Source organism: Burkholderia sp. AcTa6-5 (assembly GCF_017815075.1).
In the GTDB taxonomy this organism is placed as follows: domain Bacteria; phylum Pseudomonadota; class Gammaproteobacteria; order Burkholderiales; family Burkholderiaceae; genus Burkholderia; species Burkholderia sola.
Genome location: NZ_JAGIQE010000045.1, coordinates 18,212 through 30,502, shown reverse-complemented (window position 1 = coordinate 30,502; position 12,291 = coordinate 18,212). Strand labels below are relative to the sequence as shown.

At 66.9% G+C, this 12,291-nt stretch carries 14 protein-coding genes and 1 pseudogene; 4 read left to right on the top strand and 11 right to left on the bottom strand.

Annotation, left to right across the window (positions count from 1 at the left end; genetic code table 11):
• The 4 genes and pseudogenes from J8I33_RS33570 to J8I33_RS34685 all read right to left on the bottom strand — a co-directional run.
• Positions 1 to 245, bottom strand: a pseudogene (locus tag J8I33_RS33570) (aspartate aminotransferase family protein); the annotation flags it as partial.
• Between the two features lie 35 nt (positions 246 to 280).
• The gene (locus J8I33_RS33565; RefSeq protein WP_050014290.1) at positions 281 to 1,618 is read right to left on the bottom strand and encodes a glutamine synthetase family protein; all 1,338 of its coding nucleotides are present in this window, start codon (positions 1,616 to 1,618) and stop codon (positions 281 to 283) included.
• Between the two features lie 28 nt (positions 1,619 to 1,646).
• Positions 1,647 to 2,432: a gamma-glutamyl-gamma-aminobutyrate hydrolase family protein gene (locus J8I33_RS33560; protein WP_124630952.1), complete on the bottom strand. Its 786-nt coding sequence runs from the start codon at positions 2,430 to 2,432 to the stop codon at positions 1,647 to 1,649.
• Between the two features lie 283 nt (positions 2,433 to 2,715).
• Positions 2,716 to 2,898, bottom strand: coding sequence for a hypothetical protein (locus J8I33_RS34685; RefSeq protein WP_006488040.1), 183 nt, complete (start codon positions 2,896 to 2,898; stop codon positions 2,716 to 2,718).
• A 455-nt stretch (positions 2,899 to 3,353) separates the two neighbouring features.
• On the opposite strand from J8I33_RS34685, the gene J8I33_RS33555 reads away from it, so the two are divergent.
• Both J8I33_RS33555 and J8I33_RS33550 read left to right on the top strand, forming a co-directional pair.
• The gene (locus tag J8I33_RS33555; RefSeq protein ID WP_011546390.1) at positions 3,354 to 3,905 is read left to right on the top strand and encodes a cupin domain-containing protein; all 552 of its coding nucleotides are present in this window, start codon (positions 3,354 to 3,356) and stop codon (positions 3,903 to 3,905) included.
• Between the two features lie 88 nt (positions 3,906 to 3,993).
• Positions 3,994 to 5,484 carry an aldehyde dehydrogenase gene (locus tag J8I33_RS33550; protein ID WP_209939956.1) on the top strand — a complete coding sequence of 497 codons (1,491 nt, stop codon included), beginning with the start codon at positions 3,994 to 3,996 and terminating at the stop codon, positions 5,482 to 5,484.
• A gap of 60 nt (positions 5,485 to 5,544) precedes the next feature.
• Here the strand turns inward: J8I33_RS33550 and J8I33_RS33545 are convergent, their stop codons facing one another.
• The gene (locus J8I33_RS33545) at positions 5,545 to 5,745 is read right to left on the bottom strand and encodes a heavy-metal-associated domain-containing protein (RefSeq protein ID WP_209939955.1); all 201 of its coding nucleotides are present in this window, start codon (positions 5,743 to 5,745) and stop codon (positions 5,545 to 5,547) included.
• 323 nt (positions 5,746 to 6,068) lie between these two features.
• On the opposite strand from J8I33_RS33545, the gene J8I33_RS33540 reads away from it, so the two are divergent.
• Both J8I33_RS33540 and J8I33_RS33535 read left to right on the top strand, forming a co-directional pair.
• Positions 6,069 to 6,401 (top strand): cupredoxin domain-containing protein, encoded by a 333-nt coding sequence (locus tag J8I33_RS33540; protein ID WP_006488047.1) that lies wholly within the window; start codon positions 6,069 to 6,071, stop codon positions 6,399 to 6,401.
• Between the two features lie 12 nt (positions 6,402 to 6,413).
• On the top strand, positions 6,414 to 7,250 hold the full coding sequence (locus tag J8I33_RS33535; protein WP_050014294.1) for an FTR1 family protein: 837 nt from the start codon (positions 6,414 to 6,416) through the stop codon (positions 7,248 to 7,250).
• Positions 7,251 to 7,378: 128 nt separating this feature from the next.
• Here the strand turns inward: J8I33_RS33535 and J8I33_RS33530 are convergent, their stop codons facing one another.
• From J8I33_RS33530 to glmU, 6 genes are all read right to left on the bottom strand, one after another.
• The gene (locus tag J8I33_RS33530; RefSeq protein WP_006477594.1) at positions 7,379 to 7,597 is read right to left on the bottom strand and encodes a hypothetical protein; all 219 of its coding nucleotides are present in this window, start codon (positions 7,595 to 7,597) and stop codon (positions 7,379 to 7,381) included.
• A complete protein-coding gene (locus J8I33_RS33525) occupies positions 7,597 to 8,073 on the bottom strand; it encodes a hypothetical protein (RefSeq protein WP_209929326.1) in 477 nt (158 codons plus the stop codon). The genes J8I33_RS33530 and J8I33_RS33525 overlap by 1 nt, the downstream gene beginning before the upstream one ends.
• A gap of 71 nt (positions 8,074 to 8,144) precedes the next feature.
• Positions 8,145 to 8,465 (bottom strand): DNA-binding transcriptional regulator, encoded by a 321-nt coding sequence (locus tag J8I33_RS33520; protein ID WP_050014296.1) that lies wholly within the window; start codon positions 8,463 to 8,465, stop codon positions 8,145 to 8,147.
• Positions 8,458 to 8,823: a type II toxin-antitoxin system RelE/ParE family toxin gene (locus tag J8I33_RS33515; protein ID WP_209939954.1), complete on the bottom strand. Its 366-nt coding sequence runs from the start codon at positions 8,821 to 8,823 to the stop codon at positions 8,458 to 8,460. The genes J8I33_RS33520 and J8I33_RS33515 overlap by 8 nt, the downstream gene beginning before the upstream one ends.
• A 130-nt stretch (positions 8,824 to 8,953) precedes the next feature.
• A complete protein-coding gene (gene glmS, locus J8I33_RS33510; protein ID WP_050014297.1) occupies positions 8,954 to 10,771 on the bottom strand; it encodes a glutamine--fructose-6-phosphate transaminase (isomerizing) in 1,818 nt (605 codons plus the stop codon).
• A 54-nt stretch (positions 10,772 to 10,825) separates the two neighbouring features.
• A complete protein-coding gene (gene glmU / locus J8I33_RS33505; RefSeq protein WP_209939953.1) occupies positions 10,826 to 12,187 on the bottom strand; it encodes a bifunctional UDP-N-acetylglucosamine diphosphorylase/glucosamine-1-phosphate N-acetyltransferase GlmU in 1,362 nt (453 codons plus the stop codon).
• Positions 12,188 to 12,291: the final 104 nt, after the last annotated feature.

Sequence of the window (12,291 nt, the reverse complement as noted above, 5' to 3'; positions counted from 1 at the left end):
AGGCCAGCCATCCCGTCGATCACCTTGTTGCCGTCCGAGTCCCACAGGTAGACACCGTCGGCCTTCACGATCACGCGACTGCCGGCGCGGTTGAGCGCGCCCATGTCGGAGAACGGGTGGATGTGGTGCGCGGCGTCGAGCGCGCGGTATTCGGCGGTCGTGCGTGCCTGCGTCGCGCGCGGCGCGGCGGCCGCGGCACTCGGCGCGGCCGGCTGGATCCAGGCAGATTCGTTGCGGTAAGTCATGTTTCCTCCGTGATTCCGTATGCGGTGATGCGCGCTTAAACGTGCAGCAGCAGATGGCGGCGTTCCCACGAGCTGATCACGCGGAAGAACGCTTCGTATTCGGTTTCCTTCAGCGCGAAATACGCCTTCAGGAACTTGGGTCCGAGGATCTCGCCGAGCGGCTCGCACGCGGCCATCAGCGTCAGCCCTTCCTCGAGGTTGCGCGGCAACTGGTACGGCAGGCTGTAGCCGTCGCTCACCAGCGGCTCGGTCGGCTCCAGGCGCTGTGTCATGCCGAGATAGCCGGCTGCAAGCGTCGCCGCGAGCGCGAGGTACGGGTTGCAGTCGACGCCCGGAATCCGGTTTTCGATGCGGCGCGCGGCCGGGCCCGAGTGCGGAATGCGGAAACCCACCGTGCGGTTGTCGTAGCCCCACTGCACGTTGATCGGCGCGGCCATGAAGCGCGACAGGCGGCGATACGAGTTGATGTACGGCGCGAAGATCGGCATCAGCGCCGGCGTGTACTTCTGCAGCCCCGCGAGATAGTTGTAGAACATCGACGTCGCGCCGCCGGTTTCCTGCGACGTGAACAGGTTCTGGCCCGTTTCCTCGTCGACGATGCTCTGGTGTACGTGCATCGCCGAACCCGGTTCGTCTTCCATCGGCTTGGCCATGAACGTCGCGTACATGTTGTGACGCAGCGCGGCCTCGCGCACCGTGCGCTTGAACAGGAACACCTGGTCGGCCAGCGACAGAGCGTCGCCGTGCATGAAGTTGATCTCCATCTGCGCGGCGCCGACTTCGTGGATCAGCGTGTCGATGTCGAGGTTCTGCGCTTCGCAGTATTCGTAGATATCCTCGAACAGCGGGTCGAATTCGTTGACGGCCTCGATCGAATACGACTGGCGGCCGGTTTCGGGGCGACCCGTGCGGCCGACCGGTGGACGCAGCGGCAGGTCGGGGTCCTTGTTCATGTCGACCAGATAGAACTCGAGCTCGGGCGCCACGACCGGCTTCCAGCCCTTCGCCTTGTACAGGTCCAGCACGCGGCGCAGCACGTAGCGCGGCGAGATCTCGACCGGCGAGCCGTCGAAGTGCACGCAGTCGTGGATCACCTGCGCGGTCGGATCGACGGCCCACGGGATCAGGCGGATCGTCGACGTGTCGGGCACGCACACCATGTCGGGGTCGGTCACGCCGGTCAGCGACCCGTCTTCCGGATAGTCGCCGGTGACGGTCTGCACCATCACGGCCTGCGGCAGGCGCATCGATTCGCCGGACGTGAACTTGTTGCGCGGCGTGATCTTGCCGCGCGCGATGCCGGCCATGTCGGGAATGATCGCCTCGATCTCGGTGATCCGGTGCTGCTTCAGAAAGTCTTCGATGTCTTGCATGTCTGTTCTCGTTGTCTGGTGGGCGCGCTCAGGCGAGCGCGGCGGCGGCCATGGCGCGGGTGCGTTCGGCGCGGCGGGCGCGGCACGCATCGCCGAACGCGCGGAAGATCGCGCTCGACAGCGGGTCCTGCGCGTGTCGCCATTCCGGATGCCACTGCACGGCCAGCGCGAACGCCGGTGCGTCGACGACGCTCACGGCCTCGATCAGGCCATCCGGCGCGACGGCCTCGACGGCGAGGCCGGAGCCGAGCTGCGCGATGCCCTGCTTGTGCAGCGAGTTCACGTGCACTTCGTCGCGGCCGCCGGCGAGCGCATGCAGCTTGCCGCCGGGCGTCAGGCGCACGACGTGCGCGGGGCCGTATTGCGTGTCCATCGGCGCGTCGTCGTCCTCGCGGTGATCGGCGAAGCCCGGCACGTCGTGCACGCGCTGGTGCAGCGTGCCGCCGCAGACGACGTTCAGCTCCTGGAAGCCGCGGCACACGGCAAGCACGGGCACGCCCGCGACGATGGCCGCGCGCAGCAGCGGCAGCGTCGTCGCGTCGCGTGCGGGGTCGTGCTTCGTGCCGGGCTCGCTCGGCTCGCCGCCGTACCGATGCGGTTCGACGTTCGAGTAGCTGCCGGTAAACAGCAGGCCATCGACCGTGTCGAGGATGTCGCCGACCGACTGGCGTTCGCCAAGGGCCGGCAGCACCATCGCGAGCGCGTGCGCGCCGTCGACGATCGCGGCGACGTATTTGTCGCCGACCGTATGCGACGCGTGCGCGCCGATCTGGGTGAGGTCGGCGGTGATGCCGACGAGAGGTTTCCTTTCCATGACGTCAATCAGTAATCCGTAGGGACGTGACGCGCGTCGGCCCGAATGCGGCAAAACGCGGGCGCGACACGACCCCGCGGCCTGGCGCTAGGCGCAGGGCCGCTGGTGAATGGGCGCAACGGGATGGCGTGGCGATCCGCGCTGCGCGCGACGGTCAGGCCGCCGTTCGTTTCATGGCGATACGCGACGCGGCAACGCATGCGCGAACGCGTTCCGTCACCGCACGGACGATGCGGTTGGCGAATCGACAGATAAAACGAACGACGTGAAGAAAGGAGAGGCGCTACGGCAGCAGCGACGCCACTTCGTCGGTATCGACGGCGACGAATGCGCGTGCGGAAACGGCGTTGTGGCGCCGAACGGAACGACGGGACAGGATGGTGTAGATCGACAGGTGAAGCAGGCGAGGACTATGCCAGCCGCAACTGCCATCGGAAGCGGGAACGGCGCTGCGCAAACTTCGCACATCGCCTCGATCCCACCTCACCAGAGGGCCACGGACTCTCACGATTACACTCGACTGGTTTGTTGAAAGTATTGAACACCCGATCGTTTCGACGCGCTGGGCGTTTAAAATAATCAAGGTGCCGGCCGTGCGTCATTTACATTGACGAGCATCAATTGTTGCGTTGCGATAACGCTTTTCGATGCCTGTGAAAGCCTGATGACGCTGACCTGAGAGCCAGCATATACGAGCCAATAACGGCGTCAAATGTTTTTTTACGGTCCTGCATCAGGGCTTTCCCGAGCAGTGCGAACAAAAGATTCGCAAAAGGAATAGTCGATGCGCCGTCCATTATTTCGAACGCCTTTCAGGGTTTTCCCCGCTGATGTGCGGCATAAAGTGATTAGAATATTCAACGGCAGTCCGCCGCGTCGTTTCACTTTGTCATCGCACTTATCGTGTCCGAAACCGAATCGATGTCCACCGAAGTCGCCGAGCGCCTGCGTTTCGTGCGCAACAAGCATGGCCTGTCGCAGCGCGAGCTCGCGAAACGCGCCGGCGTCACCAACGGCACGATCTCGCTGATCGAACAGGGCCGCGTGAGCCCGTCGGTCGGCTCGCTGAAGAAACTGCTCGAATGCATCCCGATGAGTCTCGCGGAATTCTTCACGTTCGAGCTCGTCGAATCGCGCGCGGTCGTGTCGCGTCGCGACGAGATGCCGAACCTCGGCAACGAGTCGCTCGCGTTTCACCTGGTCGGCGCGAACGTGAAGGACCGCAACATGTGCATCCTGCGCGAGATCTACCAGCCGCTGGCCGATACGGGGCCCGAGATGCTGGTGCACGCGGGGCACGAGGGCGGCGTCGTCGTGTCGGGCCGGCTCGAGCTGACCGTCGATAGCGCGACGTGGCTGCTCGACCCCGGAGACGGCTACTACTTCGAGAGCCGTTTGCCGCATCGTTTTCGCAATCCCAGCGCGGAACTGATCTGCGAGGTCGTGTCGGCCAATTCGCCGGCAACCTTCTGACCGCGCGTCACCGCATTCGCTGCGGGCCGTCTGCGCGCCACGCGCGCGGCGTGCCGCATCGCGAATGTCAAAACACTGAGGCATCCTGATGAACAAGTTGACTTTGGCTGACTGGCAACACAAGGCGGCGTCGCTCGAGATCGAAGGGCGCGCATTCATCGATGGCGCGTCGCGCGACGCGCATGACGGCAAGACGTTCGACTGCGTGAGCCCGATCGATGGCCGCGTGCTCGCGAAGGTCGCCGATTGCGGCGAAGCGGACGTGAACGCGGCCGTCGCGGCGGCACGGCGCGCGTTCGACGCGGGCGTATGGGCCGGCCTGAACCCGCGCGCGCGCAAGGCCGTGCTGCTGCGCTGGGCCGCGCTGATGCGCGCGCATCTCGACGAACTGTCGCTGCTCGAGACGCTCGACGCGGGCAAGCCGATCGGCGACACGACGACGGTCGACGTGCCGGGCGCCGCGTACTGCGTCGAATGGTTCGCCGAGGCGATCGACAAGGTCGGCGGCGAGGTCGCGCCGGCCGATCACCATCTCGTCGGTCTCGTCACGCGCGAGCCGGTCGGCGTGGTGGCCGCCGTCGTGCCGTGGAACTTCCCGATCCTGATGGCCGCATGGAAATTCGGCCCCGCGCTCGCGGCCGGCAACAGCGTCGTGCTGAAGCCGTCGGAGAAATCGCCGCTGACCGCGATTCGCGTCGCGCAGCTCGCGTTCGAGGCCGGCATGCCGGCCGGCGTGTTCAACGTCGTGCCGGGCGCGGGCGAACCGGGCAAGCTGCTCGCGCTGCATCGCGACGTCGACTGCATCGCGTTCACGGGCTCGACGGCGGTCGGCAAGCTGATCATGCAGTATGCGGCGCAGTCGAACCTGAAGCGCGCGTGGCTCGAACTCGGCGGCAAGTCGCCGAACATCGTGCTGCCCGATTGCCCCGATCTCGACCGCGCGGCGCAAACGGCGGCCGGCGCGATCTTCTACAACATGGGCGAGATGTGCACGGCCGGCTCGCGGCTGCTCGTGCATCGCGACATCAGGGACGCGTTCATCGAGAAGCTCGTCGCCGCCGCCCGCGCGTACGTGCCGGGCAATCCGCTCGATCCGTCGGTGTCGATGGGCGCGATCGTCGACGGTATCCAGCTCGAGCGCGTGCTCGGTTACATCGAGGCGGGGCGCAGCGAAGGCCGGCTCGTCACCGGCGGTGCGCGCGTGAACGCGGAGACGGGCGGCTTCTATGTGGAGCCGACGGTGTTCGAGGTGAAGCCCGATGCGAAGATCGCGCGCGAGGAAATCTTCGGGCCGGTGCTGTCGGTGATCGTGTTCGACGACGTCGACGAGGCCGTGCGGATCGCGAACGACACCGAATACGGGCTGGCCGCGGCCGTGTGGACGTCGAACCTGACGACCGCGCACGACGTGTCGCGCCGGCTGCGTGCGGGCACCGTGTGGGTGAACTGCTATGACGAAGGCGGCGACATGAACTTCCCGTTCGGCGGCTACAAGCAGTCGGGCAACGGCCGTGACAAGTCGCTGCATGCGCTCGAGAAGTACACCGAACTGAAGTCGACGCTGATCCGGCTGCGCTGACGGGATGCCGGCCGCGGGCGCGTCGCCGTCCGGCGCTGCGCCCGCGGCCTTCGGTGCGCGTTACGCGGTGCGCAGCGCGGGATGGAAGCCGGCGGCTTCGATGATCGACTGTACGCGCGCGGCGCTTTGCGCCGAGTCGATCTTGACGATCTTCGCCGCGACGTCGATGTCGAGCTTCGCGGCGGGGTCGGCGGCCGTTACCGCGCGCGTGATGGCGTTGGCGCAGCCGCCGCAGGTCATGTCCTGAACTTCGAATTCCATCGTGTTCTCCGGGGTGGATGGTTGACGAGTACGTTCAGCATGAAGCTTGCCATGGTGGGAAGGTCAAGTGCGGCGATGCGCATCGCATCAGCCATTTGTAATGCTGAAGTATGACGAATAGCCATTCGCGTGCGCGCGTCAGTCCGAATATTTCCCGATTGACGGCCACCCATTGTCGGCGAAATTCGGCGGAGCCTTGCGCGGCAACGGGTACACGGGATCGACGACGCACGATCCCCATGACCCGAGTAAGGGTACTCCGAGGTGAAAATGCGAATCGATCTTAGTATCGATTCTCTTCAATATTTCCGCTCATTACGAACATGACCCGTTTCGCTATCGGTTTCGCACTGGCCCTGCTGGGCGCCTCGGCAACGTCCGCCTTCGCCGCCGACGACGTCGTCAACCTGACGTTGAAGGACCACAAGTTTTCGCCCGACGGCGTGACGATCCCTGCCGGCAAGAAAGTGAAATTCGTCGTGAAGAACCTCGACGCGACGCCTGCGGAATTCGAGAGCGACGACTTCAAGGCGGAGAAGGTCGTGCCGGCCGGCAAGTCGGTCGAGATCCTGGTCGGGCCGCTGAAGGCGGGCACCTACGAGTTCCACGACGAGTATCACGAAGCGCAGTCGAAGACGCACCTGACCGTCAAGTAAGCCGATACCGACATGCTGTCTACTGCCCTGATCGTCTTTCGTGAAGTGCTCGAGGCCGCGCTGGTGGTCTCGATCGTGATGGCCGCCACGAAGGGCGTGCCGCGGCGCGGCTGGTGGGTCGCCGGCGGGCTGGTCGGCGGCGTGGTCGGCGCCGGCCTGATCGCGGCGTTCGCCGACGTGATCTCGCAATGGGCGTCCGGCATGGGGCAGGAAGTCTTCAACGCGGGCGTGATGTTCGTCGCGACGCTGATGCTCGCGTGGCACTGCATCTGGATGAGCCGGCACGGCCGCGAAATGGCGCTGCACATGGGCGAGGTCGGCCGCGCGGTCGCGGCCGGCAGCCGGCCGTTGACCGGGCTCGCGATCGTGGTCGGCGTCGCGGTATTGCGCGAGGGCTCCGAGGCCGTGCTGTTCCTGTACGGGATCGCGGCGGGCGAGCCCGGGCAGACGCCGCAGATGATCGCCGGCGGGCTGCTCGGCGTGCTCGGCGGCGCCGGGCTCGGCTACGCGATGTATGCGGGCCTGCTGCAGATTCCGTTGAAGCGCCTGTTCTCCGTCACGAACGCGCTTATCGTGCTGCTTGCCGCGGGCATGGCGAGCCAGTGCGTCGGCTTCCTGCTGGCCGCCGGCCTCGTGCCGTCGTGGGGCGATGCGGTCTGGGATACGTCGTGGCTGCTCAAGGAATCGAGCATCGTCGGCAAGGCGCTGCATACGCTGATCGGCTATACCGCGCGTCCGGCGGGCATCCAGATCGCCGCGTACGTCGCGACGCTGGTGGCGATCGTCGTGCTGGCGCGGCTCGTCGGCCGGCCGCAGCAGACGGTGAGGCCGCCGCATGCCGCGGCGTGAGTGTTTGCGGACTTCCGGGTTCGAATGAAAGAAGGGGCGTCATGGACGCCCCTTCTTTCATTTGCGGTGCGCGCCGCACCTGCGCGGCTCCGGCGACGGCCGCCGTGGATGCGCGCGGTTGCGTCCGGTCAGCTGTGGTTGTCGATCCACGCGCGCGCCCATTCGAGCCCTGCGTCGCGCGCATCGTCTTCGGTGTCGAACACGCCGAGCACGCCCGACGCCTCGACGAGCCGGTTGTTCTGCGTGATCGTGCCGCTCGCCGCGAAGCGCTCGGGCTGCATGATCTCGTCCTGCTGCAGGATCGCGTGGCCCCAGATCTGGTAGCCGTGGTAGGTCTGCGCTTCCATTATCGAGTCACCTCCGCGGAGCGGCCTTGCGTGCCGACCTGCAGCACGTTGCCGTCCGGCGTGTATTGACGCGGGATGTCGGAGAAGGTGAGCGCGCGCGTCGCGTCCGGCGCGGCCGGCTGCATCACCGTGAGACGCCCGGGCGCGGGGTGCGCGACGGGGCGCGGGGCGGCCGGGGTGTCGGTCGCGGCCGGGCGGTTCGAGCCGGCTTTCACGGCCTGCGCGACGCGGCGCTTGGGCGCTTTCGCAGCGGCTTTCGGCGTGGCGCTCGCGTGCTTCTCCGCGCGCTTGCCGGTGCGCGCGCCGGCGTCTGGGCGGGCGGCCGGCGTACGGGCGTCCGGCGTACGGGCGTCCGGCGTACGCGCCGCCGGGTGCCGCGCCTCGGGCGGGTTCCAGACCTCGACATAATGCTCGGCGGCCCAGCCCGTCGACGCGAACATCAGCGCCAGCAATCCGCATCCAAACAGTCTTACCATTGTCTCTCCGTCATATTCGTTGCGGCGCGCGTCCAGCCGGGGTCGTGCAGGGGCATTCGGAGAATGCCGGCTCAGGAGAACACCTCGAGCCCGTGTTTCTCGACGATCTGGAGCATGCGCGCGGCGATGCCGCTGGGCCGCTTGTCACCCTGTTCCCATTGGCGGATCGTCGATGTCGTCGTGTTCAGGTAGAGCGCGAACACGCTCTGGCTGACGTTGACCGACTTGCGGATGCGGGCGATCGCTTCCGGATCGAACTGCGGCGCAGCTTCGATGCAGAGATCGTCGTATTCCCGCATCGTCTTCTTGTCGATCAGGTTGGCGCGATACAGCCCCGACGCGGCGCTGTGGACCGCCTCCGTCGCGTCGCTCTTGAATCGACCCTTAGCCATTGCAAATCTCCACAAGCTCTTTCAGTGCGACCAGCGTCGCGATGTCGCTGTCGGTGTGTCGACCTACGTCCGCGGCGAGCTTTCCGAACGCGCGCAGTTCGCATGCGTCGATGTTGTCGCGGTCGCATTTCGCGAACAGGAACACGAACACCCACGTGTGCCCGACCTTGCCCAGCACGATTCCGCGCTGCCGATTGCCGTCCAGACGCTTCTTCCACACGTTGCCGCCGAGATCGACGCCCTGGCCGCGGGCCAGTTCCCGCACCGCGCGGCAGAGCTCGCCATCGGCGATTCCCGCTTTCCCGGCTGCCTTGTGAAACCACTTCGTCTTGAAGACGCGTCGTACGGAAGCAGACATGTCGAGCCGGTCGAGTTAGCACAGGATTATATACCACTACGTGGTACATATTTCGACCTGGCCAAACGGCCTGCTTCGCGCCCGCACGCGGTCGGGACGGCCCGGCGAGGGGCCATCCCGTCGCCGGGTATTACTCCACCGTCACCGATTTCGCGAGGTTGCGCGGCTTGTCGACGTCGGTGCCGCGCGCGCACGCGGTGTGATACGCGAGCAGCTGCAGCGGCACGACGTGCAGGATCGGCGACAGTTGCCCGTAGTGCTCCGGCATCCGGATCACGTGCAGGCCGTCGTCGTTGACGATCTGCGTGTCCGCATCCGCGAACACGTACAGCTCGCCGCCGCGCGCGCGCACTTCCTGCATGTTCGACTTCAGCTTCTCGAGCAGCGTGTCGTTCGGCGCGACCGTGACGACCGGCATCGCTTCCGTGACGAGCGCGAGCGGCCCGTGCTTCAGTTCGCCGGCCGGATAGGCCTCGGCGTGGATGTACGAGATTTCCTTCAGCTTCAGCGCGCCTTCGAGCGCGATCGGATAGTGCAGCCCGCGGCCGAGGAACAGCGCGTTTTCCTTGCGCGCGAATTCCTCCGACCACGCGATGATCTGCGGCTCGAGCGCGAGCACGCTGTTCAGCGCGGCCGGCAGGTGGCGCAGCTCCTTCACGAATTGCGCTTCCTGCGCGGCGTCGACGTGCCCGCGCAGCTTGCCGAGCGTCGCGGCCAGCACGAACAGCGCGACGAGCTGCGTCGTGAACGCCTTCGTCGACGCGACGCCGATCTCGGTGCCCGCGTGCGTCAGGAACTGCATCTCGGTCAGGCGCACCATCGCGCTCGTCGCGACGTTGCACACCGCGAGCGTATGCGTGTGGCCGAGCGACTGCGCATGCTTGAGTGCCGCGAGCGTGTCGGCCGTCTCGCCCGATTGCGAGATCACCAGCACGAGCTGGCGCGGGTTCGGCACCGACTCGCGGTAGCGGTATTCGCTGGCGATCTCGACCTGGGTCGGGATCTTCGCGATCGATTCGAGCCAGTACTTCGCCGTGAGGCCCGAGTAGTAGCTCGTGCCGCACGCGAGGATCAGCAGGCTGTCGATCTCCGCGAACGCGGCGGGCGCGGCGTCGCCGAACAGCGTCGCGTCGAACGCGTCGGTTTGCGGCACGGTGTCGCCGATCGCGCGCGGCTGCTCGAAGATTTCCTTCTGCATGAAGTGGCGATAGGGCCCGAGCTCGACCGCGCCGCCGTATGCGCTGACGACACGGGTTTCACGCTGCACGGTGGCGCCGTGGCGATCGACGATCGTCACGCCGTCGAGCGACAGCTCGCACACGTCGCCTTCCTCGAGGAACGTGAAGCGGTCGGTGCTGCCGGCCAGCGCGAGCGCGTCGGACGCGAGGAAGTTCTCGCCGTCGCCGTGACCGACGACGAGCGGCGAACCCTGGCGCGCGCCGACGACGGTATGCGGCTGGTCCTTGTGCGTCACCGCGATCGCATACGCGCCATGCAGTTGCTGCACGGCTTCGCGCACCGCGTCGAACAGGTTGCCGCGATACAGGCTGTGCACGAGGTGCGCGATCACTTCGGTGTCGGTCTGCGACACGAATTCGTAGCCCTTCGCGCGCAGCGTTTCGCGCAGCGTCTCGAAGTTCTCGATGATGCCGTTGTGCACGAGCGCGAGCGCGTTCGACGAGAAGATCGGGTGCGCATTGTGCGTGACGGGCGCGCCGTGCGTGGCCCAGCGCGTGTGCGCGACGCCGGTCGTGCCTTCGAGATGCGTGTCGCGCACCTGCGCATCGAGATCGGCGACGCGCGCGACGCTGCGCGCGCGCTTCGGCGCGCCCGGTTCGAGCACGGCGACGCCGCAGGAGTCGTAGCCACGGTATTCGAGGCGCCGCAATCCTTCGATCAGCACCGGAACGATATTACGCTGCGCAACTGCGCCGACAATGCCGCACATGAATGGTCAATCCTGTCAGTCGAAGCGGGCGCCGCGCGGGCGCCCGCAAATGGTTCAGCTCTTTTTCTTGACCGGGCGGACGTAGCCGCTCTTCGCGGTCTGCGTCTTCTCGTTCAACGCGAGGACGCCTTCGGCGACGTCCTTCCAGATCGTCGTGCCGGCCGCGATCGTCACGCCGCGGCCGACGCGCACGGGCGCGACCAGCTGCGTGTCGGAGCCGACGAACACGTCGTCCTCGATCACGGTGCGGAACTTGTTCGCGCCGTCGTAGTTGCAGGTGATCGTGCCGGCGCCGATGTTCACGCGCGCGCCGATGTCGGCGTCGCCGATGTACGTGAGGTGGTTCGCCTTCGAGCCGTGGCCGATCACCGCGTTCTTCACCTCGACGAAGTTGCCGACGTGCGCTTCGTCCGCGAGCTGCGCGCCCGGGCGCAGCCGCGCGTACGGGCCGATCACGGTGTGCGCGCCGAGCTCGGCGCCGTCGATGTGCGTGAACGCGTCGATGCGCGTACCCGCGCCGATCGATGCGTTGCGGATCACGCAGTTCGCGCCGATCGTCACGTCGTCGGCGAGCGTCACGTTGCCTTCGAACACGCAGTTCACGTCGATCGACACGTCGCGGCCGCAGCGCAGCGTGCCGCGCACGTCGACGCGCGCCGGATCGGCGAGCGTGACGCCGTCGACGAGCAGCGCATCGGCGACGTTGCGCTGATGGATGCGTTCGAGTTCCGCGAGCTGCGCCTTGCTGTTCACGCCGAGCGTTTCCCACTCGTCGTCGGGCTGCGACGTGACGACCTCGAAGCCGGCCTCGATCGCGAGTTCGACGACGTCGGTCAGGTAGTACTCGCCCTGCGCGTTTTCGTTCTTCAGCGCGCCGAGCCACATCGACAGCTGGGCCGTCGGCGTGACGATGATGCCGGTGTTGATCTCGGCGATCCGCAGCTCGTCCGGCGACGCATCCTTCTGCTCCACGATGCGCGTGACGAAGCCGGCCGCGTCGCGCACGATGCGGCCGTAACCGGTCGGGTCGTCGAGCGTGACGGTCAGGATCCCGTAGCGGCCGTCGTGCGCGGCGTCGACGAGACGCCGCAGCGTCGACGCGCGCGTGAGCGGCACGTCGCCGTACAGCACGAGCGTCGGTTGCGCGGGATCGAGGAGCGGCAGCGCCTGGCGCACCGCGTGGCCGGTGCCGAGCTGCTCGGCCTGCACCGCGAACTGGACGTCGGGCGCGGCGACGGCCGCCTGGACCTGCTCGGCGCCGTGGCCGACGACGACGACGAGCCGGGACGGCTGCAGCGTGCGCGCGGTGTCGATGACGTGGGAGAGGAGCGGCCTGCCGGCCAGGGGGTGAAGCACTTTCGGCAGCGCGGAACGCATGCGCTTGCCGGTGCCTGCCGCCAAAATCACGATATTCATGGCGCGCGCTTGGGTCACGGAGTTCGAAGCCGTCCATTTTAGCATGCGGCCCTTGTCGCTCCGGGCCTGTCGCGGCGCGGCGACACCGCCGAAACGACGCCGTT

Coding starts and splice junctions, on each gene's coding strand:
- J8I33_RS33565 (WP_050014290.1), bottom strand. CDS start 1,618: ATGCAAGACATCGAAGACTTTCTGAAGCAGCACCGGATCACCGAGATC.
- J8I33_RS33560 (WP_124630952.1), bottom strand. CDS start 2,432: ATGGAAAGGAAACCTCTCGTCGGCATCACCGCCGACCTCACCCAGATC.
- J8I33_RS33555 (WP_011546390.1), top strand. CDS start 3,354: ATGTCCACCGAAGTCGCCGAGCGCCTGCGTTTCGTGCGCAACAAGCAT.
- J8I33_RS33550 (WP_209939956.1), top strand. CDS start 3,994: ATGAACAAGTTGACTTTGGCTGACTGGCAACACAAGGCGGCGTCGCTC.
- J8I33_RS33545 (WP_209939955.1), bottom strand. CDS start 5,745: ATGGAATTCGAAGTTCAGGACATGACCTGCGGCGGCTGCGCCAACGCC.
- J8I33_RS33540 (WP_006488047.1), top strand. CDS start 6,069: ATGACCCGTTTCGCTATCGGTTTCGCACTGGCCCTGCTGGGCGCCTCG.
- J8I33_RS33535 (WP_050014294.1), top strand. CDS start 6,414: ATGCTGTCTACTGCCCTGATCGTCTTTCGTGAAGTGCTCGAGGCCGCG.
- J8I33_RS33530 (WP_006477594.1), bottom strand. CDS start 7,597: ATGGAAGCGCAGACCTACCACGGCTACCAGATCTGGGGCCACGCGATC.
- J8I33_RS33525 (WP_209929326.1), bottom strand. CDS start 8,073: ATGGTAAGACTGTTTGGATGCGGATTGCTGGCGCTGATGTTCGCGTCG.
- J8I33_RS33520 (WP_050014296.1), bottom strand. CDS start 8,465: ATGGCTAAGGGTCGATTCAAGAGCGACGCGACGGAGGCGGTCCACAGC.
- J8I33_RS33515 (WP_209939954.1), bottom strand. CDS start 8,823: ATGTCTGCTTCCGTACGACGCGTCTTCAAGACGAAGTGGTTTCACAAG.
- glmS (WP_050014297.1), bottom strand. CDS start 10,771: ATGTGCGGCATTGTCGGCGCAGTTGCGCAGCGTAATATCGTTCCGGTG.
- glmU (WP_209939953.1), bottom strand. CDS start 12,187: ATGAATATCGTGATTTTGGCGGCAGGCACCGGCAAGCGCATGCGTTCC.